Genomic DNA, 23357 nt, shown 5'->3' on the forward strand with positions numbered 1-23357 from the left:
CCTTTTTTACGTTACCTGCCTTTTCGATGGTGGTTTTGCATATACCACAATTGCCGTAAATCTTTACGGTTTCTGTTTTCGCATTCTTGATTTGTGCGAAGCCGTTTATTGATGATAGTAATACGGCGATTACCATCACTATTTTTGATAATGATTTCATAATAATTACATTTTGAGAAACGGGGGATTGATAAACCCATTTCTGTTTTAAATTTTAAATAAATGATACAAATAGGGGATTTGCAAAAGCCGGAACAGCTTCTGACAGGACATACCTATGGCTATCAGGCCATAGTTTTAGCTTATTTTAGGCGGTAGCCAAATGGAGAAAAAGCCCGAAGAATAGTAGGCTTCTTTGAAACCGAATTTTTGCTTTTTAGCTGCTGCTAAGTGATTTTTTGCCTTTAATTCGATTACGGTTGGGACATTTAGGGAAGTGGTTGAAGCACCGCACCTGCAAGAGCTGTGGGAACAACCGCCCCCGCATTTGTCACTTTTGCATTTTTTACAGGATTTGCTCTTGCAACCTTTTTTATGTTCTGATTTTTTGGATTTCTCCTTTGAGCAGAAAGACTGCTCGGTCTTTGTTGAATTTTTGGAACAGGCATAGCTCTGACTTGGCATCATAAAGAAAACCAAACAGAACAATGTCAAAATGCCTATATGTATTCTATAATTTTTCAACGCAACAAAGTTACAAATTAGATTGGTTTTTTTTATATCGTTTTACGTTTTTTTTGCTATATGGAAAAATAATGCCATATACGCAATAACCTATCGCCTTTTTTCAGAATTGATAAAATGCCCTTTTTCATCAACCCAACCTCATGGAAATTCGGTCGGAAAAAGGGCATTTCAAAAAGTTGCTGGCTTAGGCATCCAAAGGTTCTATTTTGAAGCCTGCCTTTTGCACGGTCGATATTACTTCCTGCTCGGTAATGCCCTCGGACTTCACGGTAAGTACCTTGTCCTTGTTGGCCGTGTCCACTTCCCAATGGCAGATGCCCTCTGCCTTGTCCAAGTGCGGCTTTACAGATGCGATACAGCCGCCGCAATTGATGTTCGTCTTGAATTGAAATTGTTTATTTTCCATTGTTTACAAATTTTAGAGTTATCTGATAATGCAAATTTCCGTACTATTCAGTTAGTTATTGTTGTGTAATTTCTTGTTTGATTTGTGAGATTTACTGTTTTATTTCTTCCACTTCAACCGCAGGCTGTTACTGACCACGCTCACGCTGCTCAATGCCATTGCCGCACCCGCAATCATCGGGTTGAGCAGGAAGCCGTTAACAGGGTAAAGGATGCCTGCCGCTACCGGAATGCCGATTACGTTGTAGATAAACGCCCAGAACAGGTTTTGCTTGATGGTGGCTACGGTCTGTTTGGACAAGCGTATTGCCTGCGGTATCTTGGTCAGGTCGGACGAAATGATGGTCATCTTGGCTACGTCCATTGCGATGTCGCTGCCTTTGCCCATTGCGATACTTACATCGGCTGTTGCCAATGCGGTGCTGTCGTTGATACCATCGCCCACCATTGCCACTACCTTTCCTTTACTTTGCAGTTCTTTCACAAAGTCGGCTTTATGCTGTGGCAAAACTTCGGCTTTGTAATGCTTNNGATAGCCTGCACCGATGTTTCCTTAATCTTATCGGCGATAGCGATTACAGCAAGAGCCTTTTTGCTGTTTGCAAACCAGATAACGGTTTTAGACTGTTTGCCCCATTCTTCGGCCTGGTCTTGTAATTCTCCGGCAATGGCAATGTTGTTTTCTGCCAATAGCTTTTTGTTGCCTACATAATAGGTTTCGTTGTCATGGTCTGCTTTTGCGCCTTTGCCCGTAATGCTGTCGAACATGGATAAAGAGGTGGCCGCTACATCGCCAAGATGCTTCACTACGGCTTCTGCCAATGGATGCTCGGATTGCTTTTCGATGCTCAAAAGGATTTCTTTTGCAGTGTCCTCATTGTTCAGCCATTTAATGCCCGTTACCTGTGGTCTTCCCTCGGTGATGGTTCCGGTTTTGTCCAAAACGATGGCATTTACTTTTTTGGCCAGTTCCAAACTTTCGGCATCCTTTATCAAAATGCCATTTTCAGCACCTTTACCAACGCCTACCATAATAGCGGTGGGTGTCGCTAAGCCTAAAGCACAGGGGCAGGCAATGACCAATACCGTAACGGCTGCCAACAGACCTTGAACAACCCCGTTTTCGCCTCCCAAAATCAACCATAGCGTAAATGTCAGGATGGCAATACCTATCACTGTGGGAACAAAGATGCCCGCAATCCTATCGACCAGTTTCTGTACGGGTGCTTTGCTTCCCTGTGCATCCTGCACCATTTTGATGATGTGGGCAAGCATGGTTTCTTTGCCCACTTTTACCGCCCTGAACCGGAAGCTGCCTTTTTGGTTAATCGTTCCTGCAAATACTTTTTCTTTTTCTTTTTTCAATACAGGTACAGGCTCACCGCTTAACATGCTTTCGTCCACATACGAATTGCCCGATATGACCATGCCGTCTACCGCAATCTTTTCACCGGGCTTTACGAGTATCACATCGCCTGCGCTTACGTCTTCGATAGCGGTCTGCTTTTCCGTTCCGTCCGCCTGTACCACGATGACCGTTTTTGGCTGCAAGCCCATCAGCTTCTTAATGGCTGAAGAGGTGTTGCCTTTGGCTCTTTCTTCCAGCAGTTTTCCCAAGAGGATGAATGCGATAATAACGGCAGCCGCTTCAAAATATACGTGAGCATGCAGTCCCCGTTGATGCCAAAAGTCGGCAAACAGCATATTGAAAACACTGAACAGGTAGGCAATACCTGTACTCAATGCCACCAGCGTATCCATATTGGCGGAACGGTGCTTTGCCTGCTTCCAAGCGTTTACAAAAAAATCCCTGCCCAACCATATTACAACGGGCGTGGAAAAGAGCCACATTATCGGGTCTGCATAGGGCATATCCATAAAGAACATTCCTATGATTACCACGGGCAGGGAAAGGATAATTGCCCAAATGGTCTTGTTTTTCAAGGTTCGGAATTTCTTTTCGTGGATGGCTTCGAGCGTTTCCTGCTGCTTGGTTTCGTCTTCAATCAATAGGTCGTAACCTACTCCCTGAACCGCTTTTTGCAGGGTGGAGGCATCGGTCATATTGGGCAAATATTCTACGGTAAGATTGCCCGTTGCAAAGTTCACGGAAGCATTAACTACTCCCGGTTGGTATTTCACAATGCTTTCGGCACTGCCCGCACAGGATGCACAGGTCATGCCCAATACCGGAAAAGCACTTTTAACCGTAGGAACTCCGTAACCTAAATCTTTAATTGCCTTAACAGCCTCGCCTACGGTTTCATTGCTATCTACTGTAATCGCTGCCCTTCGGTTGTTCAGCTCTACTTTATGGGTTTCTACGCCTTTTACCTGTGCCAATCCCTTTTCAACGATTAATGCACAGTGTTCGCTTTCTACATCCTCCAATGGAATGTATATATTTTCTCTGTTTGTCGCCATATTTGCCTGCTTTAATTTACAATACAAAATTGGCTATTATATTTATGGGTACTGTTGTGAAATTTTGGATTTGATTTGTAAGATTTACTTACACTTTATCCAACGGTTTTCTTTTATCCTCTTTAATCTGTTTGAAATGGCTTGGTGTTAGCCCGGTAACTTTTTTAAACTGGTTACTCAAATATGCCACGCTCGAATAATTTAGGCGGTTCGCAATCTCACTTAATGACAACTCATCATACACCAACAATTCTTTGACTTTCTCCACCTTTTGGGCGATAAAGTATTTTTCAATGGTTGTACCCTCTACCTCTGAAAACAGATTGGACAGGTAATTGTAATCGTGATGCAATTTGTCACTCAATACATCGGAAAGGTTGGTTTTTACATCACTATCCTGATGGTGTACCAGGTCAATGATAATGTTCTTTATCTTTTCTATTATCCTGCCTTTTTTATCGTCAATTACTTCAAATCCTAATGGCTCTAAAGTTTTGGACAAATTCTCTTTTTCCAGAGATGTTATTTCTTTGGAAAGAATAACTTCGCCCAGTTTTATATTTTTAGAATCTAATCCCAGTTTTTCCAATTCGTTTTGTACCACCATAATGCAACGGTCGCAAACCATATTTTTAATAAAGATTGTATTCATATTTATTTACTGACTACGTTTAGTATTTAATACATAAGCAATAAACAAATTTACAATTTAAGTTGAACTACGCTTTGCTCATCGTTTAATTCATTTACAATGATTGATTATTTATGACAAATACTAATGATTAGAATTACTCTTGTTGTACCAAATGCAGCAAGTTCGGGTCATTCTTAATTCGCTCCATTTCTTTCCCGACGATTGTATTCCCAATAAGGATATTTGTCTGGTGTTGGAATGCCCTGATTGTTATATCCAATTTCTATTACAGGTATTAATTCGAGTGTCATTTTGTGTCTATTGGATGTTGTATTATAACCCGACCGAAACCTAGCCAAGGTTGCGATCCTTTTTAAGTAAATATAGTAAAAAGGAAAAGCAAACAGCTTTTAGTTGATAAAATAGGAGAGAAACTCAATGAACACTATCTTTTTAAGCTATCCAGGTAAAGTCACGTTTTATCACCTTCCACTTTCCATTAATTTTTTCCAGGATAAAATCATAACCCTAACCGCAAAGTGCTCCGCATACATAGTCTAATGATACAAATGCTTTATTGTGATCATGCGACATGATAGGCAAGTGAAATGTATAGCTTGATAGAAATTGCTCCTTCGTTTCTGTTTTTTTATGGTATGCAACGTTATATTTCTTTTTGATTTGTAATGGAATAAATATAGTATCCCTTCCTTTGACCTGATTGAGATAGCCTGTAGAGTCTTGCTGGCTATGGCCTACTAAGCCCAGCAATTTTTGGATCCTCAGACCGTCAGGCATAAAGTTTTTGTCGTAGGCATTATATAGCGAGTCCTTGATGAACCATTGGTGAATATAGGCCATTGGTTTATTAGTTTTAGCTACTTCATTTGCAATGGAGTTATAGGCAATTACAGCATCCAAAATTTCAGCATAATCATCTTCAACAATTGCATAATCAAATGCTTGTTTTTGGATTTTGACTGGTACCTGTTTTTGATCATTGCTTTGGCATGCTATGATGAAAAATAAAAATGGTATTAAAAAGCGTACTTTCATAAATCAATCCAATGGTTTAAAAGATAATGCCAAAATGATTTCTTTTCCATAGTACAATTTACTAAATTCATACATCAGGTTTTTATTTATGCTACAGTATTTAACAGACGGTCTAATCAGAACAAGGCTTAGACTGGGAAAATCTGTAGAGCAGTGGCTAGGCCATGTTCAGGAAGAATATAGGGATTATATTAAACGTTAATTTTATCTTCGTATTCAAGTTCTATTGATTAAAGTGGGAGGAAAGTAAGGAAGTTGTTCCAATATAATAATGATGAAAGACCAAAATTTATTTATTAAGGAATTGATCGATTTGTTTCCGAGTTTGGAAGAGGAGCTTTCAGATGAAGATTACAGGGCGTCTATTACCTTTCAAATGGGTTGTTTCAAGCGATTTATGCAGGAAGTGATAGCTAAAAATGATGGAGATAAGTTTGATGCTATGGTAAATTTTTTAACGAAAAATTTGCCTTTAGTTGATAAGCGAGTTCAAAATGCCATTTATCTAAGTTTTTTAGGCAAATTAGATTTTTCTGAAAACCCCGATTTAATAAAACGCTTAGGGCAGCTTTTAGGTAAGGCCTATACTGATATAGAAGATTATAATAATTCTCCAGCTCGTGATAAGGTAAAGAACTTCTTGAATAAATTTTGATGTTCTTGCTACAGGTAAATACTTGAAGTTGGCACTTGAAAGATGTAAATGATACTCAAAAAAGAAACAGTCGCAACACTAAGTAAGAAGTTATCGTTGCCTTATACAGGTACGGAGCAGGACTGGGATATTGAGATGGCAGACTCCAATCGCATCAATGAATTTATTGATTTTTATCATCAATATGATTTAGCTTTTGAGGAAAGGGTGGCTTTAATATCCCTGATTATTGCGTCTTATGATGATTTTCTAAATGAGAACAACGTAGAGATAGATTGCAGATGGGATGCCATTAAGGCGATGTTAGCAAAGGATAGGATACATTTTGTGGAGTTAATAAATTATTGGTCTTTGTATAACGAAACCGATATTTTTAGGATAACACCTCTTATGAGAACTGTCTAATTTTATTAATCGATATGACGATGAGTTCAAAAAATCCGTAAGATGCCAATTTCCAGAAATACCTTGATCTTATACGTGGTTTTTTAAGCAACGAGATCACAGCTTCAGTTTTTGAAACTCGTTTTCTTCAGCTTAGGCGGGAAGATAGCCAATGGATGAAATTTGGTTCTGATCATAAGGCCTGCCGAATTTTAGATACGCTGAAGTATCCGTTGCTGAATATCGCAATGACAAAAATGGACAAATAAAAAATGTGAAGTCCTTTCGAACTCCACATTTCTATAATTAATACACTTTCTGGTACGATGCTGTTACCTCTTTTGTTTTTTCATTTCTTTTATCTCCCGCTTTAGCTGATCTCGATCTTCTTTCTTGGAAAATTCTTGCTCCGTTGCAGAATAATCGTACTTGAATAGTCTTGCTTTTACCTTGGTGTTATTGACAAAAATACCAAAGTCTATGTTTGCTATAGTGAGAAAACCAGCACTATTTCCATCAATTTCGATACTTCCAAATTTTGAGAGTTTTACCAGTTTTGTACTGAATGATCCATCTGCGTCTGAAGATACTTTTTTGAGCGTATTTCCTTTAGAATCTAAAAATCTTATCTCGGCATTGATTACCTTTCCTTTTGTCTTAGCTTCAGTAATAATGCCTGAAATCGTCACAGAATCTTGCGAATCGTTCTCGTCTAAATAGCTTGAAGCTTCGTACCCGCCCAATACTTTATTGTTTTCTGTTTTGGGTATGATGATAGCGCAGGATGAGAAACAAAAGATCCAAAAAAAGACAAAAATTTTAATAGCCCAGATCAAATTACAATATCTATTTATGTTTTCTATTTGCTTTTTCAACTTCTTTCCTCAACTTTTTCTGGTCCTTTTTTGAACCTATTTCATTAATATACATGGGCTGCCTTGGTAATTTTATGTCTAAGAAGTAGACTTTAAAATTTGGTGCAATGTAAACATGTTCGATAGTCATTCCCGTTCCAAATGTATCTACAATAATTTTTCCATGGAGCAATCCCTCGGATGGGACCGTTAGCGAAAATTCTCCATTTTTATCGGTGATGGCTGTACCAATTGTATCACTCTCTGAACTAAGAAAAAAAACTTTAGCAGAAGGAACATTTTCATTATTATGGCACATTTTTACTTTACCTCTTATTAAAGGCGATATCTCCTCATCCGTATAACCTTTACCTCGCTGGTTATAGCTGCTGCAGTTGTTTTGGTCTATATCAACCCACTCATCAAGATTCTTTTGCGTTGAGCAGCTTAATAGTGTTAAAAATAAAAAGAGCTTAGCTGGCCAAACGAACTTTATTTTTAATGAACGATTACAAATTAATTCGATCTCCATGAGATTTTGGCTGTGAAATAACAAGAAATTCTAAATCTTGATTAGTTCTATTGAAAATTCTGTGCTTCTCACTTGCTTGGATATGAAAGCCATTGTTTTCTTCAACAACATATGATTCATTATCTACTTCGAAAGTTGCAGTACCCTTTAATATGTAAAAAAATTGCTGTGTCTTACTATGAAAATGCAAACTTTCTTTTGTTCCTGGCGGCATTTTCTCTTGAATCACACTTAAAGAGTCAGACTTTAATAAGTGCCACCCATCACAATTTTCACCCCAAATATAATGTTCAGAATTGTTGGTGTTTTTTACTTTCATTACTTATTCGATAAAATTATGTGAAATTCAAAAAAGAAAAATGGTAATGCGGAATCACAAGTATAAAGATATGCCAAATCAGGTCAAAAAAGAAATCGGATTGCACCCCAGTTTCATTGTCTCTAATTTAAAACTTCATTAGTAATCGTAGCTATTTTTAGGGGAGATTACAGAGCGTATAAAGAACGACCCGAATTTACAGCATTTGATACAGGAGGGATAATATTGAATTTTTAAATCATTTATTTTGAAATATTTTAAATTACAGCGTCTTATAAAAGAGAGCAGACTTTTTTATTAACTTTGTTAAGTGAAAAAAATGTTTTCAATATTATTATTGTCTGTGTATTTAATTTCGACAACTGAATTAGGTCAGTTATTGAAGTTTCCTATACTTATAGAGCATTATTTCGATCACAAAGAAAAAAATCCGGAGGTTACTGTTTTGCAATTTTTGGAAGTTCATTACGCCGGGAGCCATCTGGAAAACCATCCACACGATGACGATTATGAACAAGACAAACAATTACCGTTTATCGTACATATCGATGTTTTGAATATCAGTTTTGTACTTGTCCCCCCTTTTAGTTTTGATATAGAAACCAAAAAACTTGTAGGCAAAGAACCCAAAACCTTGCCTTTGGACGATACATTTTCTGATAACAATTACCGTTCTGCCATCTGGCAACCTCCGAAATTCTGTTAATCTTTTTTGATTTCCACGATGAATCCTTTCATCGTGCATTTGCTGTTTGATAATACTTTCATTCGGGCAGTCGGTGTATTTTGTGTCCGCCTGTAGGATTGATTATGTATTGAAAACGTCAAATCTCTTTATTTATCATTTACGATTAACAGAATAAATTATGCTTACAAAAATCATTGAGTTTTCTGTAAAGAACAAACTCATTATAGTATTATTGATTCTTGGTTTAATCGGCATTGGCTCTTATCAGGTAAGCAAATTACCGATTGATGCTGTGCCGGACATTACCAATAATCAGGTGCAGGTTATTACAATCGCTCCGTCTTTTGGGGCAACCGATATCGAACGTCTGGTTACTTTCCCAATTGAACAGGCGAACTCCAATATTTCCGGACTCAAAGAAATCCGCAGTTTCTCCCGTTTCGGATTGTCCTTGGTTACCATTGTTTTTGATGATGGTATTGATGTGTATTGGGCAAGACAACAAGTGGCAGAGCGGCTGCAACAGGTTCAGAATGAAATTCCGCAAGGTATCGGAACACCGCAATTAGGGCCGATTTCTACCGGTTTGGGCGAAATCTATCAATATGTCGTTCGTCCTAAAGAAGGTTTTGAACAAAAATACGACGTTACGGAACTCCGTACCATTCAGGATTGGATTGTGCGTCGACAGCTACTTCAGGTCAAAGGCGTAGCGGAAGTCAGCAGTTTTGGCGGTAAATTGAAGCAATACGAGATTGCCGTGAATCCCGACCGACTCAATGCTTACGGCATTACCATCAATGATGTTTTTGATGCACTGAATGCCAATAACCAGAACACCGGCGGTGCTTATATCGAAAAAGGGCCAACCGTTCTCTACATTCGGAGCGAAGGTTTGGTGGGCAATATTGAGGATATTCAAAACATTTCCATTACCAATAAAAACAACGATGTACCGCTGTTTATCCAAGATGTAGCTGATGTCAAAATTGGTTTTGCCACCCGTTACGGAGCGATGACTTACAACGATCAGGGCGAAGTTTCGGGTGCGGTGGTGATGATGCTGAAAGGTGCCAACAGTAGTCAGGTCATCAAAGATGTAAAAGCCAAAGTGGCTCAAATCCAGAAAACCCTGCCCGAAGGCGTGGTGATAGAACCCTTTCTTGACCGTACCAAAATGGTGAATAATGCCATCAGCACGGTAGAGAGAAACCTTCTGGAAGGTGCTTTAATCGTGGTATTTGTCCTCGTTTTATTTCTCGGAAATTTCAGAGCCGGCTTACTCGTGGCTTCGGTGATTCCACTAGCAATGCTTTTTGCCATTTGTATGATGAACTTTTTCGGGGTGAGCGGCAATCTGATGAGTTTGGGTGCACTGGATTTTGGATTAATCATCGACGGAGCGGTCATTATTGTAGAAGCCGTCCTGCATCAGTTATCCCTCAATCCTAAGTTCAAGGGCCTGCTGAAAATTCCGTCCAATGATATGGATAGTGTAGTTACAGAATCTGCCGGAAGAATGATGAACAGTGCAGTTTTCGGACAAATTATCATCTTCATTGTGTACATTCCGATCCTAACATTGCAGGGGATTGAAGGGAAAATGTTCCGCCCGATGGCAGAAACGGTGGCGTTTGCATTATTAGGTGCATTTCTGCTTTCCCTAACCTACATTCCGATGATGAGTTCGGTTTTGTTGAAGAAAAGAAGTTTAAAACCTTCGTGGTCGGACAGGGTAATGAAGAAAGTAGAAGCGCTTTATTTGAAAACCTTGCTGAAAGTTTTACGCATTCCGAAAACCATTTTTACCATAATCGGGATATTGTTCATCACGGCAATAATTCTGCTAAGCAGAATGGGCGGCGAATTTATTCCGTCTTTGGAAGAAGGTGATTTTGCGGTGGATACCCGCGTTTTACCGGGCAGCAACCTTACCACCACGATTGAAAGTACGCAAAAAGCAGCCCATATCTTAAAAACCCGTTTCCCCGAAGTGGAAAAAGTGGTCACCAAGATAGGAAGTGGAGAAGTGCCTACCGATCCGATGCCAATGGATGCTTCGGATATGATGGTCATTCTGAAAGACAAAAAAGAATGGACTTCCGCCAAAACGTTTTCCGAATTATCAGAAAAAATGAGCAAAGCACTGGAAGATGTGCCCGGTATTACAGTTGGTTTTCAGTATCCGGTAGCGATGCGTTTTAATGAACTGATGACTGGTGCAAGACAGGATGTGGTCATCAAAATCTTTGGCGATAATCTGGATTCTTTGGTGCAAAATGCCAACCAACTCGGTAAAATCATTGAAACGGTAAAAGGTACACAAAACCTTTATATAGAACCGGTTTCCGGGCTTCCGCAGGTGGTGGTAAAATACAATCGTCCCGTGATTGCTCAGTATCATCTTTCTGTTGCAGATGTCAATCGGGTGATTAATACCGCATTTGCCGGACAGAGTACAGGTTTGGTTTTTGAAGGCGAAAAACGCTTTGATATGGTAGTACGCCTGAATGCCAGTGACCGAAAAAACATCAATGATATTCAAAATCTATTGGTTCCAACACCTGCAGGCAATCAGATCCCGCTCAATCAGCTGGCAACCGTAGATGTGGTGGAAGGTCCCAATCAAATTCAACGTGAAAATGCACAACGCCGTATTGTCGTCGGCTTCAACATCAAAGACCGTGATGTGCAAAGCATTGTGGAAGAATTGCAGGGTAAAGTGGACAAACAGATTAAACTTCCGGCCGGCTATTCTATTACGTATGGCGGTTCTTTTGAAAATCTGAACAACGCCAAACAACGGTTGATGATTGCCGTTCCGCTGGCATTGGCATTGATATTTGTCCTGTTGTTTATGGCGTTCAAGTCGATTAAAGAAAGTCTTCTGATTTACACCGCCATTCCGTTGTCGGTCATCGGAGGTGTATTTATGTTGAATTTACGCGGAATGCCTTTCAGCATCAGTGCTGCCGTTGGTTTTATCGCTCTTTTTGGCGTAGCGGTTTTGAACGGTATTGTATTGATTTCAGAATTTAACCGACTGCATAAAAACGGCATTAGAAATATCGTCAGAATTGTGATTGATGGCGGCGAAAGCCGATTGCGTCCGGTATTGATGACCGCAGCCGTTGCCTCCCTCGGCTTTATCCCGATGGCAATAAGCACAGGTGCTGGAGCAGAAGTGCAGCGACCTTTGGCGACCGTGGTAATTGGCGGACTGATATTGGCCACTTTGCTCACCCTTTTTGTCCTACCGCTTTTATATGTCAATATCGAAAATGGATTTAAAATGAAAAAACCAAAATCCAAACATGTCGCCTCTGTTCTGTTGATTTTTATGCTGTTTTCAGGAATAAAAATGAAGGCACAAACCATAATTTCTTTAGATGAAGCCGTGCAAACAGCGTTGCAAAACAATCGCAACCTGAAAAATGAAAAACTGCGTTCGGATTATGCCAAAGCATTGATTAAAACTTCTAATGCCGATATTCCGCAAACCGCAGTTACAGCAGATTACGGACAAATAAATAGTGCATACAACGATATGAAATTCGGGATTTCGCAGAGCATCGCTTTTCCAACTGTGTATCAGAAACAGAAAAATTTGCATTCCGAAGAATGGAAAAAAAGCCAGTTGAATGTTTCGCTTAAAGAATTTGAACTGAAAAAAGCCGTCAGCCAAAGTTATTTCCAGATGGTGTATTGGAAAGATAAGGAAAAATTGCTGAATGAAACGTTGCAACTGTACACCCAATTTTTAGACAAAGCCAGTTTGCGTTTAAAAGCTGGAGAAAGCAATATTCTGGAAAAAACAACGGCTTCCAACCAAAAATCGGCGATTGAGATTCAGTTGAAACAAGTGCAGCAGGAAATAAAAACCTTGCAGTTGCAGTTCAGTTGGTTGCTCAATTCCGAAACGGAATATCTTCCTTTGGAAAATTCCAGACCGGTTCTTTTGCTTCAGGAAAATGCTTCGCATCCCTTGTTACATGTATTGGAACAGCAAAAAACGGTTGCCGGCAAACAAACCGAAGTGGAAAAATCCAGACTTCTTCCGGGTTTGCAAATCGGTTATAATCTCAATTCGTTCAAAGGTATGGGACCTGATGATAAACTGTATTCTGCTACACCACAGTTTCATTCGGTGATGGTAGGTGTTGGCATTCCAATATTTTCAGGCGGACAAAAGGCAAGAATTCACGCTTCTAAAGTGGCGGAAAGCATTGCGGAAAACGATTGGCATAATACGGAATTTGCATTAGAGAAAAAACAGAAACAGCTCAAGCAAATGTATCAAACGAATCTCGAAATCATCAACCGTTACGAAACTGATGAACTGAAAAATGCAGACATCATTACCAAAACAGCACAGCAACAATTCATTAACGGAGAAATCAATTATCTGGAATTTGTAATGCTCGTCAATCAGGCAGTTTTGCTCAAAAGCAATTATGCAGATGCCCTATTGAAACTAAACGAAAGCGTGGTTGAACTGAATTATATCACGATTCAGTAGTTGATGAACAGGATATTTTAAACAGTAAACAGAATTTTTCAAATCAATATATAATTAGACAAGAAAATGAAAATATTAAAATTATACGGTTCTTATTTTTTGGTCTTGATAGTACTGCTTTCCGCAGTTCAATGTCAACAAAAACAAGAAACCACCGCCACCAAAACTGCAAATCCGAAAGACGAAAACACGGTTATTTTCACCGATGCACAGTTACACAATACCCCCATTGAAACCGCGGAACTGTCGATGCAGCATATTTCCACCGTATTGAAACTCAACGGTAAAATTGATGTACCACCGCAAAATCTGGTTTCCGTAAGTACACCGCTGGGCGGCTATCTGAAAAGCACCCGCCTTTTGCCAGGGATGAAAGTAGTTAAAGGTCAGGTAATTGCCGTTATTGAAAATCCGCAGTTTGTACAGTTGCAGCAGGATTATCTGATGGCAAAATCCAAATACCACTTTGCCCAACTGGATTATAACCGACAAACTAAGCTCAACCAAAGCCAGGCAAGTAGTGATAAAGTGATGCAGCAGGCGCAATCCATTATGAGCGATCAGCAAATTCTGATGAATTCCATTGCCCAGCAACTGAAGTTGGTCAACATAAATCCGGCTAAGATATCTGCCGGAAATATTCAGCAGAGCGTACCTGTCTATAGTACCATCAACGGTTTTGTGAGCAAGGTGAATGTGAATGTAGGCAAATATGTAACGTCTTCGGATGTGCTGTTTAAACTCATCAATCCTTCTGATATTCACCTCAATTTAAAAGTGTATGAAAAGGATTTGGAAATGCTGAAAACCGGGCAACAGATTGTGGCTTATACCAATGTAGATCCTTCAAAAAAATATGCCGGTGAAATTTTGCTGACGAGTAAACACGTGGACGGAAGCGGCATGGCTGAGGTTAATTGTCATTTTGAAAAATACGATCCTGCACTCATTCCCGGAATGTATATGAATGCCGAAGTGAAAACAGAAAATTCTTTTGCCAATGCTATTCCGGAAGAAAGCGTGGTGGATTTTGAAGGGAAAAGTTATGTCTTTACAGAAACCGGGAAACAGACCTGGAAGATGGTCCCGGTCACATTGGGAATTTCCGAAAATGGCTTTGTTGAAATCCTCAACTTTGCTGATTTTCAAGGTAAGAAAATCGTGGTCAAAAACGCCTATACCATATTGATGAAGTTGAAAAATACCAGTGAAGATGAAGAATAACAGTCAGATAAAATCTGATATAAAAATTTAAAATAATGAGAAATTCAACAAAAATATTTACCCCGCTTCATCGTGGTTTACACTGGGGCACAGCTCTACTAATGACGGTTTTGTTTATCACCGGATTTCTTCGGATCAACTGGATGGGTAAAAAAGCCATTCTGGGAGCTATTGAAAAAAATATGCAAGGCATTGATTTAACCAATGAACAAACCATCGTAACAGTAAAAAGCATTCTGGACCCTATGTGGCAATGGCACGTATATGCAGCGTATGTTTTCTTTGTAATCATTGCGGTTCGCATCATTTATATGTTGGTAAAGGGCATTCGTTTTCCAAATCCTTTTTCGGCAAATACATCAGCAAAAGAAAAATTTCAGGGATTTATTTATCTGCTATTTTACTTGTTTGTGATTGTTTCATCCATCACCGGAGCCTACCTGAAATGGTGGAATGGAGACCTGAAAGATACAATGGAAACCATTCATAAATGGGCAATTTACTGGTTTCCGATTTTTATTATTTTGCATTTTGGCGGGATTTGGCTGGCAGAAAAAACAGCTCAAAAGGGAATTGCTTCCAAAATGATTGGCGGAGATGATTAATAAATTTAAGAATGAGACATTTATTATTGATACTCATATTGTGCGTTTATCAATTGGGAATAGCACAAACGGATAGTTTGGTAACAGGTCAAAAGATGGATCAATCATTTGACCACGCCTATCAATTTAAATATAAAAAGCTGATTGTACCTTCTGTTTTTATCGGATACGGAATCCTGAGCCTGACGTCTGATGATCTGAAACAGCTGAACCGTTCCACCCAATATGAAATTGGGGAGCATCAGCCGGATAAAATAAAACTGGATAATTATACCCAATACGTACCTGCAATATTGGTTTATGGATTAAATGCTATTGGACTTAAAGGAAAACATAATTTGAAAGACCGAAGTATTATTTTAGGCACATCGTTGCTGATTTCAAGTGCTGTCGTATTACCTACCAAGCATTTGGTGAGAGAAGAACGACCAGATGGTTCTAATAATTTGTCGTTTCCTTCGGGACATACTACAACTGCTTTTACAACAGCACATTTTATGTTCCGTGAATATCAGGATGAAAATATTTGGTTAAGTTTGTCTGGTTATCCAATTGCTGTTTTTACGGGAGTTTATCGCATTTTGAATGATAAACATTGGGTGGGTGATGTGGTTGCAGGTGCCGGTATTGGAATTCTCTCCACAGAAGTTGCCTATTGGTTGTTCCCAAAAGTCAGTCAATTATTTTCAAAAGATCATAGCAAAAATAGTGCTCTTGTATATCCGTTTTATCAAAATAAAACAATGGGATTAGGTTTGTCTTTAAACTTTTAAATTTATAAAAATGAAAAATATATATAAATTCATTATCGTTCTCAGCATTGCCTTAGTGGCACTTGTTCTGGAATTTATCCTGAAAGAACCGCATTATGCTAAAATCTTAATTACGGCAACCGGCATTTTGATGTCCATTGTTCTTCTGAAAGGAATGATCGACGTGCTTCGTTCCGGGAATTTTGGCGTGGATATTTTGGCGATTTCTGCCATTGCTGCAACCTTAGCTGTTGGTAATTATTGGGCGGCACTCATTATCCTCATTATGATTACCGGAGGTGATTCGTTGGAAGATTATGCCCAGAAAAAAGCCCGGAAAGATTTAAAATCATTGCTTGATAATACACCCCGAATTGCTCATAAAAAAACAGGAAACGATTTACATGATGTTCCTGTGGAGGATATTAAAATCGGTGACATCATCATCGTAAAACCCAAGGAAATTATTCCCGTGGACGGAATTTTACTGAGTGCAGAGGTGCTGCTGGACGAATCTTCGCTCACGGGCGAATCCAAACCCGTCAACAAAACCAAAGGCAACAGCTTATGGTCGGGTTCGGTGAATGGTTCGGGAGCCATTACCATTCAGGTTTCCAAACTCGCCAAAGACAGCCAGTACCAGCAACTCGTGCAATTGGTGCATAATTCCGAAAAAGAGCCGGCACATTTTGTGCGAATGGCGGATCGGTACGCTTTGCCTTTTACCATCGTTGCTTTTTTAATTGCCGGAATTGCTTATTTGATTACCAAAGATCCCAACCGCATTGCCGAAGTGTTGGTGGTGGCTTCGCCCTGCCCGCTGATTCTGGCGGCTCCCATTGCCCTGATAGCCGGAATGAGCCGTTCCAGCAGAAATGGGGTGGTGATAAAATCCGGGACTGTCATCGAAAAACTGGACAGAATGAAAGCCATCGCCTTCGATAAAACCGGAACCTTAACCAAAGGCGATCTTACTGTGGACGACATCATCCCGGAAAATTCTTATTCGCAAGACGAACTGATTGATTTTGTAGCCAGCGTAGAACAGCAGTCTTCCCACGTTTTGGCGGTTTCGGTGATGAAATATATCGGGGATAAACCGATTCCTCTGGCAACAGATTTAAAGGAAATAGAAGGAAATGGTATTGAAGGAAAAGTAAACGGCAAACTGGTGAAAGTGGGTAAACTGAGTTTTGTAACGGCTGAACCCATTCAAATTAAAACGGAAAAAACCTCGTTATTTGTTTCGGTGAATGACAAATATGTTGGGGAAATCACCTTTATCGATGAGGTGCGTCCCGAAGCCCGGCAAACCATTGCCCAATTACTAAAAATGGGTATCCAAAAAATTATGATGATTTCCGGCGATAAACAAAGTATTTCTGAAAACATTGCCAAAGAAATTGGCATTACGGAAGTGCACGGTGGCTGTTTGCCTCAAGACAAACTAAAAATCCTGAAAAGTATGCCCGACGAATTTCGCCCGGTTGTAATGGTGGGTGATGGCGTGAACGATGCACCGTCGTTAACCGTTGCCGATGTAGGCATTGCGATGGGTGCTAAAGGATCGAGTGCCGCCAACGATTCGGCTGATGTGGTGATTTTAAGAGACAATCTGCAAAAAGTGAGTGATACTATTCTCATTTCCAAAGAAACGATGAAGATTGCCCGTCAATCCGTTTTCATTGGCATTGCCGTTTGTACCGTGCTGATGCTGATTGCAGCCTTCGGTGTTTTACCGGCATTGATTGGTGCAGGATTGCAGGAAGTGGTGGATCTGATTTCCATTACCTCGGCATTAAGGGCTTTGAAGGACAGAACGTAACCACAACATTTGTTAATTGTCAGGAAAACCTTCAAAGGTCGCTGTTCAAGTAAAATAAAAACGTCCATAAAGACCTAAGGGCAGAACATCTATTATCTGGGTTACATCAGCGTCGATAATGACCTGTTGAAAGGCATAAAGGGTTGTTAAAAAGAATCGCTTCTAATTAAGCAATTTTAAAAGGGGATTGTCTCACAAGGACAGCCCCTTTTGTTTTGGTTTAGCGTGCTGTTTTCATAGCCTTACAGTTTTATCGGAATACCACTGTTACAAACGGCATCCACTAATCCAAGTATAAAATTCCTACTATCAAATGAGAACTTTTCACAGGTAAAACCCAAGCTGTGAAAGATTTATTTCCATTTCTGTTTGCCGGATAAATTTTATTCTTTAATTTTACATAACTAATTATGTAAATAGTTATTTAATCCGTTTATGATATGCAACAAATTGAAAGGAGGAAACTAACACCAGAACACGAACAAAGAATAAGGGTAGGTATTCCAAAACAGGTACTAATGAAAATGTACAATACAAGTGCTGAAAGCGTTGCAGAGGGCTAAGTCCAAATTGCCGTGCCACATCATGAAAGTTTGGTAAGAAAAGGCAGAATTTTTTACAGTGGTGTACTATCAGCATTGGCAGATACAGCCGCCTATTTTTCGGCTGCATCATTACACGATGCAGATGCTTACTTCCTTACCGTAGAACTCAAAATAAACTATCTAAACCCTGCAATAGGCGAAAAAGTTTTTGCCACGGGGGAAGTAGTGAAAAATGGTAAAACATTGATTATCTGTAAATCTGATATTTATATAGTTACAGGCAATGAAAGAAAATTAGCTTGTACTTCCCTTGTTACTTTAATGCAGACAAAAAGAAAATAATATGGAAATCACATCTGTAAAATCATTTATTGATTACTACGAAAAAATTAGAGAGCGTACCAATCGTATAATAGCAATCGTACTGCCCGAACATATTGACTTTGCTTACAAGCAGGGAAAATACACCATAGGCGACCAAATACGTCACATAGCCACCATTGAAAGGTATATGTATGCCGAAACCATTTCGGGCAGAAAAAGTGCTTATCAAGGTTGTGGAAAAGAACTTGCCGACGGCTACGAAAATATTATAGATTTTTTTAACCGTTTACACAAAGAAACAATAGACATCATTAGTCAGTTTTCCGATGAAGATTTAAACCGAAAATCTTTAACACCTGCCAATTCTGAAATCACTATTTGGAAATGGCTTCGGGCAATGGTGGAACACGAAATACAACACAGAGGCGAATTATACATTTACCTCAATTTGCTTGGAGTGGAAACAAAACCACTTTACAGATTTACAGCAGAAACGGTACAGGAAGTTAGTGTACAATTACCTAAATAGAAAATATTATGTCAATCCATACAGAAGATAGAAAAAAGTGACCACGCTTCAGCTAAAAAAGATGAAGCAGAACAGCGAAAAAATAAGCGTATTAACGGCTTATGATTACACTACGGCAAGGATTTTAGACGGAGCAGGTATTGATGTGATACTTGTAGGCGATAGTGCGTCTAATACAATGGTAGGCAATCCCACAACAGTAGGCATTACGCTTGACCAAATGATTTACTATTCCAAATCAGTAGTAAACGGAACAAAGAAAGCATTGGTTATTGCCGATATGCCATTTGGTACGGTATCCGGCAATCCTATAAAATCCCTCGAAGCCTCAATCCGTATGATGCAGGAAATAGGAGTTGATGCAATCAAAGTAGAGGGTGGAGCAGAAATAAAAGAAGATGTCAAAAAAATAATTGATGCAGGTATTCCCGTTATGGCACATTTGGGCTTAATGCCACAATCCATAAACAAATACGGAACGTATGCCATTCGTGGTAAAGAAGAAGCCGAAGCAAAGAAACTCATTGAAAATTGCCTTTTAATGGAAGAATTGGGAGCATTCGGCATATTGCTTGAAAAAATCCCTGCAAAACTTGCAACCGAGATTTCCGAAAAAATAGCAATCCCTACAATCGGTATCGGTGCAGGTGTCAGAACAGACGGACAAGTATTGGTTATACAGGACGTAATGGGAATGAACAAAGATTTTTCGCCTAAATTTTTAAGATGTTATGCAGACCTGCAAACCATAATGACCGAAGCAACACAGCATTATATCAGTGATGTAAAGTCACAGACTTTCCCGAACGAAAATGAGAGTTATTAAACCGTAAAAAATTAAAAATCAATTTAAAGATATTCAAAGCTATGTTTAAGATTAAATTAGCATTTCTGTTAGCAATGTCCGCAGTTCTTTTAGTTTCGTGCGGCATCAACAAATCAGCCCAAACGAATACTGTTAAGGCAGATTGTAAAGAAATTTCGGGTAAAACCAATATCAGAATAAAAAATAACAGTCAGTACACTTTGGAAAATGTTACTGTTACGCCTTCCGAACAAAAAATCAATTTCGGTAAGTTGGAAAAAGGCACATACTCTTGTTACCACTCATTTGAAAAAGCGTATAGATATGCTTATGTCAAAGTAACGATTGAGGGTAAAGAATACGAATTAACCCCGATTGATTATGTAGGGGAAAAAGAATTGGGAGCAGGTTCATTTACTTACGTTTTAGAAGTAGATAAATCAAATGAATATGCCCCATTAAAAATAAAATTGGAAAACTAAATAAACGTATTACAATGGACATCTTCAACAAAACAGGTAAAATGGCATTAGGTAGCAGGTTGCGTTTGCTAACTGCAAAAGTAACCGATGATGCAGCAAGAATTTACGAACTGTACGATGTGGATTTTTCGCCAAAATGGTTTCCTGTATTTTTTGTGTTGTATGACGAGGGAGCAAAAACCATTACAGAAATAGCCGAACAAATCGGACATTCTCAACCGTCCGTTACCAAGATTGTAAAAGAAATGGCAAATGCAGGATTGGTAAAAGATAACCTTAAGTCAAACGACAAACGCAGAAATGTTGTAGGATTGACAGAGCAAGGTGCAGTAGTTGCCGATAAAATGATAAACGTACAATGTGCCGATATTGATATTGCCATAGACGGAATTATTGCAGAAGCCACACATAACCTTTGGGAAGCATTGGCAGAATGGGAGTTTTTATTGGAACAAAAATCAATCTACAAACGAGTAGAAGAACAAAAGAAATTGCGTGAAAGTAAAAATGTTCAGATTGTAGAATATGAACCGCAATACCATTCTGCATTCAAAGCATTAAACGAAGAATGGCTTACTACCTATTTTGAGATAGAAGATAGCGACCGTATTTCATTAGCTGACCCCAAGACATATATTTTAGACAAAGGCGGAAAAATATATGTCGCACTATACAAAGGCGAGCCTTTGGGGGTTTGTGCCTTGATGAAAATGGACGACCCCGATTATGATTTTGAATTAGCTAAAATGGCAGTTTCTCCAAAAGCACAGGGTAAGAATATGGGCTATTTATTAGCCGAAAAAATTATCAGCACAGCCAAAGAATTGGGAGCGACAAAACTGTTTTTAGAAAGCAACACCTCTTTGAAACGTGCAATAAACCTATATCAGAAATTGGGGTTTCAAAAAATCACGGGACGTATCTCGCCTTACAAACGTGCCAATATTCAAATGGAACTTGATTTAACAAAGTAAAACTAAATATGAAAGTAGTCCTTTTAGATAAGAAATATTTCCTGTCAGAATTTCCCGTAAACGAATTAGGTGTTGAATGGGAAGAATACGACAGCACACCAAAAGATAAAATGCTATCACGGTTGCAAGATGCCGATATTGTATTGACACACGGAGTTGTTTTTGACAGAGAAACCATACGACAGTTACCCAAGCTTAAAATGATTTCTGTAAATAGTACAGGATATGAAAGAATAGACATAACAGCTTGCAGAGAATTTGGGATAACGGTTTGCAATGTCAAAGATTGGTGTACCAACTCGGTAGTAGAACATATCATATCCTTTATGTTTTCGCTCAACCGTTCCCTGCCGTCCTATCACGATTTTGTACAAAGGTTTTGCTTCATCAATTATCTTTATACTAATAAATGCTCTGTCTTTTCGTTTCCCCTTAGTTTTTGATCGATTGTAGTCAACCCGGCCATTTCGAATATCGTCAGTAGATATTTTAAATAAATCAACAGCATTCATCCCGCACAAATAGAATGAGAACATATATAAGTCCCGAGCGAGTTCAGCTCTAGTTTTAGGTAACACTTTACAATCTCGAATTCTAATAACCTCTTCAAGATTATTATTTCTATTTTCGGTAAGAGGAGCTGAGCCTACCTTATATTTTTTGAAGGGATAGTGTTTAATCAATATAATGCCCAGATCTTCATTATTGTAATGGTTCAACGGTATCCGGCCTATGAACTACATATCAGTTGATTTTTTGAAGTTCTGTGGGTAAAGCTATTTTATATTCTTGTGGTTTATTGACGCTATATTCATTAGCGTATGTTTTAACCACAGAAATGGGTTCACCTCATGCTTTTTGCAGATAGCGAAGAAAGAGTAGATCATTGCTGATCGCTGTGCTGCCTCATGGCTTCCGGCGAACAGCCAGTTTTTGCGTCCCAGGTTATGTAAAGTTTTACATAACCTAGGTGAAAGTCTAAGAAAAAAGAAGTAATATTGTCAGGTCATCAGTTGGACTGAAGAAAGCCTTGATAGAGGGGTCAATATGTCCAGCGGAGGGGTCAACATCGACATTATATCCAGTACCAGATCGCTCCAGGACAATTCTCCGTTTTTTACCTTCGGCGGCATGAATGTTCCGCTCTCCAGACGCTTATAATAAAGGACAAAGCCTCCTTGTTCCCAGTGCAGCAGTTTCATATGCGTACGGCTACGGTTCAGAAATACGAAAACCTCACCATTGGTAGCCTGACGACCCATCCCCGAACTGATCAGTCCACAGAGCCCGTCGAATGACTTTCTCATATCGCAAAACCCATCGTAAAGATAAAAGCGGTGCGATGACCCCAGTGCAAACATCAGTACAGACGGATCAGCTGTGATACAAGGGCAAGATCATTTTCGACCTTCATTCTTTCTTATCTTCTGACAAAACATTTAATAGTATAAAAGAGGTTACTTCTGCCGATGCAGATAGAACCGATCTGCTTATTTATAATGAAGCACTTGCTTTTTCAGATTCAAAGGCTGCTCCCCATAATGCTTTTACGATAGTAGAATTTAAAAAACCTGAGCGAGACGATTACAAAGACTATGACGATAATAAGAATCCTATAGAACAATCCGAAAAATATATTGAACTGTTACTCGATGGAAAAGTCCGTGGACGTAATGGTAAGGTTGTGGAAGTGGATAAACGCACTCCGTTCTATGTATATATCATTTGCGATATTCGTCCGTCTTTGTTAAAGATCTTAGAGCGCCGAGAGTTTGATAAAACGCCTGATGGTAGGGGATGGTTTAAAGTGAAAAGTAAGTTTTATTCCGCTTATTTTGAAGTTCTGCCATTCGAAAAAGTTTTAGATGATGCAAGAAAGCGAAATAAAATTTTGTTTGAGAAACTTAAGATATAATTTGCTAGGAGAAAATGCTCCAAAAATGTTTCACTTTTTTGGGGGCTTGTAATCGTGACCTCCCCCCGCAAAATGAAGACTTACCATTTTGGTAAGTCTTCCAAACAATAAAATAGGCGCAAACTAAGCATTTTTAATGTTTATAATTGATATTAATTAATATCAATTATGCAACAGGTTGCTTTTCAATTTGTTTAGTATAATTTCCAATTATTTGCTT

General features: G+C 39.0%; 21 protein-coding genes and 3 pseudogenes. 15 read left to right on the forward strand and 9 right to left on the reverse strand.

Annotation, left to right across the window (positions count from 1 at the left end; genetic code table 11):
- Window positions 1–871: 871 nt before the first annotated feature.
- The 4 genes and pseudogenes from B3297_RS23235 to B3297_RS23250 form a co-directional block, all read right to left on the reverse strand.
- Entirely contained in the window at window positions 872–1093 is a 222-nt protein-coding gene (locus B3297_RS23235; protein WP_002981097.1) for a heavy-metal-associated domain-containing protein, read from the reverse strand.
- 99 nt (window positions 1094–1192) lie between these two features.
- Window positions 1193–3516, reverse strand: a pseudogene (locus B3297_RS23240) (heavy metal translocating P-type ATPase).
- 88 nt (window positions 3517–3604) lie between these two features.
- Entirely contained in the window at window positions 3605–4168 is a 564-nt protein-coding gene (locus B3297_RS23245) for a helix-turn-helix domain-containing protein (RefSeq protein ID WP_286710011.1), read from the reverse strand.
- Window positions 4169–4678: 510 nt separating this feature from the next.
- Window positions 4679–5206 carry a hypothetical protein gene (locus tag B3297_RS23250; RefSeq protein WP_286779557.1) on the reverse strand — a complete coding sequence of 176 codons (528 nt, stop codon included), beginning with the start codon at window positions 5204–5206 and terminating at the stop codon, window positions 4679–4681.
- Window positions 5207–5477: 271 nt separating this feature from the next.
- On the opposite strand from B3297_RS23250, the gene B3297_RS23255 reads away from it, so the two are divergent.
- The 3 genes and pseudogenes from B3297_RS23255 to B3297_RS24945 all read left to right on the forward strand — a co-directional run.
- The gene (locus B3297_RS23255; protein WP_286779558.1) at window positions 5478–5861 is read left to right on the forward strand and encodes a DUF7674 family protein; all 384 of its coding nucleotides are present in this window, start codon (window positions 5478–5480) and stop codon (window positions 5859–5861) included.
- Window positions 5862–5909: 48 nt separating this feature from the next.
- Window positions 5910–6266: a hypothetical protein gene (locus B3297_RS23260; protein WP_286779559.1), complete on the forward strand. Its 357-nt coding sequence runs from the start codon at window positions 5910–5912 to the stop codon at window positions 6264–6266.
- 68 nt (window positions 6267–6334) lie between these two features.
- A pseudogene (locus B3297_RS24945) lies at window positions 6335–6514 on the forward strand (colicin immunity domain-containing protein); the annotation flags it as partial.
- A 63-nt stretch (window positions 6515–6577) separates the two neighbouring features.
- On the opposite strand, the gene B3297_RS23265 reads toward B3297_RS24945, so the two are convergent.
- The 3 genes from B3297_RS23265 to B3297_RS23275 all read right to left on the reverse strand — a co-directional run bounded on the left by B3297_RS23265 (window position 6578) and on the right by B3297_RS23275 (window position 7950).
- The gene (locus B3297_RS23265; RefSeq protein WP_286779560.1) at window positions 6578–6988 is read right to left on the reverse strand and encodes a hypothetical protein; all 411 of its coding nucleotides are present in this window, start codon (window positions 6986–6988) and stop codon (window positions 6578–6580) included.
- Window positions 6989–7091: 103 nt separating this feature from the next.
- Window positions 7092–7631 carry a hypothetical protein gene (locus B3297_RS23270; protein ID WP_286779561.1) on the reverse strand — a complete coding sequence of 180 codons (540 nt, stop codon included), beginning with the start codon at window positions 7629–7631 and terminating at the stop codon, window positions 7092–7094.
- Window positions 7609–7950: a cupin domain-containing protein gene (locus B3297_RS23275; RefSeq protein WP_286779562.1), complete on the reverse strand. Its 342-nt coding sequence runs from the start codon at window positions 7948–7950 to the stop codon at window positions 7609–7611. Before B3297_RS23275 ends, B3297_RS23270 begins: the two co-directional genes overlap by 23 nt.
- Window positions 7951–8269: 319 nt before the next feature.
- On the opposite strand from B3297_RS23275, the gene B3297_RS23280 reads away from it, so the two are divergent.
- From B3297_RS23280 to B3297_RS24950, 12 genes are all read left to right on the forward strand, one after another.
- Window positions 8270–8656 (forward strand): hypothetical protein, encoded by a 387-nt coding sequence (locus tag B3297_RS23280; RefSeq protein ID WP_045754278.1) that lies wholly within the window; start codon window positions 8270–8272, stop codon window positions 8654–8656.
- A 160-nt stretch (window positions 8657–8816) separates the two neighbouring features.
- Complete coding sequence (locus tag B3297_RS23285; protein WP_286779563.1) at window positions 8817–13157, forward strand: CusA/CzcA family heavy metal efflux RND transporter; 4341 nt, start codon at window positions 8817–8819, stop codon at window positions 13155–13157.
- 66 nt (window positions 13158–13223) lie between these two features.
- A complete protein-coding gene (locus B3297_RS23290; protein WP_286779564.1) occupies window positions 13224–14381 on the forward strand; it encodes an efflux RND transporter periplasmic adaptor subunit in 1158 nt (385 codons plus the stop codon).
- A 35-nt stretch (window positions 14382–14416) separates the two neighbouring features.
- Window positions 14417–14986, forward strand: a complete 570-nt coding sequence (locus tag B3297_RS23295; protein ID WP_045754281.1) for a cytochrome b/b6 domain-containing protein — start codon at window positions 14417–14419, stop codon at window positions 14984–14986.
- A gap of 11 nt (window positions 14987–14997) precedes the next feature.
- The gene (locus tag B3297_RS23300) at window positions 14998–15759 is read left to right on the forward strand and encodes a phosphatase PAP2 family protein (protein WP_093099842.1); all 762 of its coding nucleotides are present in this window, start codon (window positions 14998–15000) and stop codon (window positions 15757–15759) included.
- A 10-nt stretch (window positions 15760–15769) separates the two neighbouring features.
- Window positions 15770–17563, forward strand: a complete 1794-nt coding sequence (locus tag B3297_RS23305) for a heavy metal translocating P-type ATPase (protein WP_286779565.1) — start codon at window positions 15770–15772, stop codon at window positions 17561–17563.
- A gap of 575 nt (window positions 17564–18138) precedes the next feature.
- Window positions 18139–18450, forward strand: coding sequence for a PaaI family thioesterase (locus B3297_RS23310; RefSeq protein WP_286779566.1), 312 nt, complete (start codon window positions 18139–18141; stop codon window positions 18448–18450).
- Between the two features lies 1 nt (window position 18451).
- A complete protein-coding gene (locus tag B3297_RS23315; protein ID WP_286779567.1) occupies window positions 18452–18961 on the forward strand; it encodes a DinB family protein in 510 nt (169 codons plus the stop codon).
- A gap of 61 nt (window positions 18962–19022) precedes the next feature.
- Window positions 19023–19787 carry a 3-methyl-2-oxobutanoate hydroxymethyltransferase gene (gene panB, locus B3297_RS23320; RefSeq protein WP_376778158.1) on the forward strand — a complete coding sequence of 255 codons (765 nt, stop codon included), beginning with the start codon at window positions 19023–19025 and terminating at the stop codon, window positions 19785–19787.
- A 41-nt stretch (window positions 19788–19828) separates the two neighbouring features.
- The gene (locus B3297_RS23325; protein ID WP_286779569.1) at window positions 19829–20248 is read left to right on the forward strand and encodes a hypothetical protein; all 420 of its coding nucleotides are present in this window, start codon (window positions 19829–19831) and stop codon (window positions 20246–20248) included.
- 14 nt (window positions 20249–20262) lie between these two features.
- Window positions 20263–21222, forward strand: coding sequence for a bifunctional helix-turn-helix transcriptional regulator/GNAT family N-acetyltransferase (locus B3297_RS23330; protein WP_286779570.1), 960 nt, complete (start codon window positions 20263–20265; stop codon window positions 21220–21222).
- 110 nt (window positions 21223–21332) lie between these two features.
- Complete coding sequence (locus tag B3297_RS24950; protein ID WP_376778159.1) at window positions 21333–21665, forward strand: hypothetical protein; 333 nt, start codon at window positions 21333–21335, stop codon at window positions 21663–21665.
- A gap of 333 nt (window positions 21666–21998) precedes the next feature.
- On the opposite strand, the pseudogene B3297_RS23340 reads toward B3297_RS24950, so the two are convergent.
- Both B3297_RS23340 and tnpB read right to left on the reverse strand, forming a co-directional pair.
- A pseudogene (locus tag B3297_RS23340) lies at window positions 21999–22166 on the reverse strand (IS66 family transposase); the annotation flags it as partial.
- Window positions 22167–22223: 57 nt separating this feature from the next.
- Window positions 22224–22583 carry an IS66 family insertion sequence element accessory protein TnpB gene (gene tnpB, locus B3297_RS24955; protein ID WP_369012147.1) on the reverse strand — a complete coding sequence of 120 codons (360 nt, stop codon included), beginning with the start codon at window positions 22581–22583 and terminating at the stop codon, window positions 22224–22226.
- Between the last annotated feature and the right edge of the window lie 774 nt (window positions 22584–23357).

Source organism: Sphingobacterium sp. UBA3519 (genome assembly GCF_002377215.1).
In the GTDB taxonomy this organism is placed as follows: domain Bacteria; phylum Bacteroidota; class Bacteroidia; order Sphingobacteriales; family Sphingobacteriaceae; genus Sphingobacterium; species Sphingobacterium multivorum.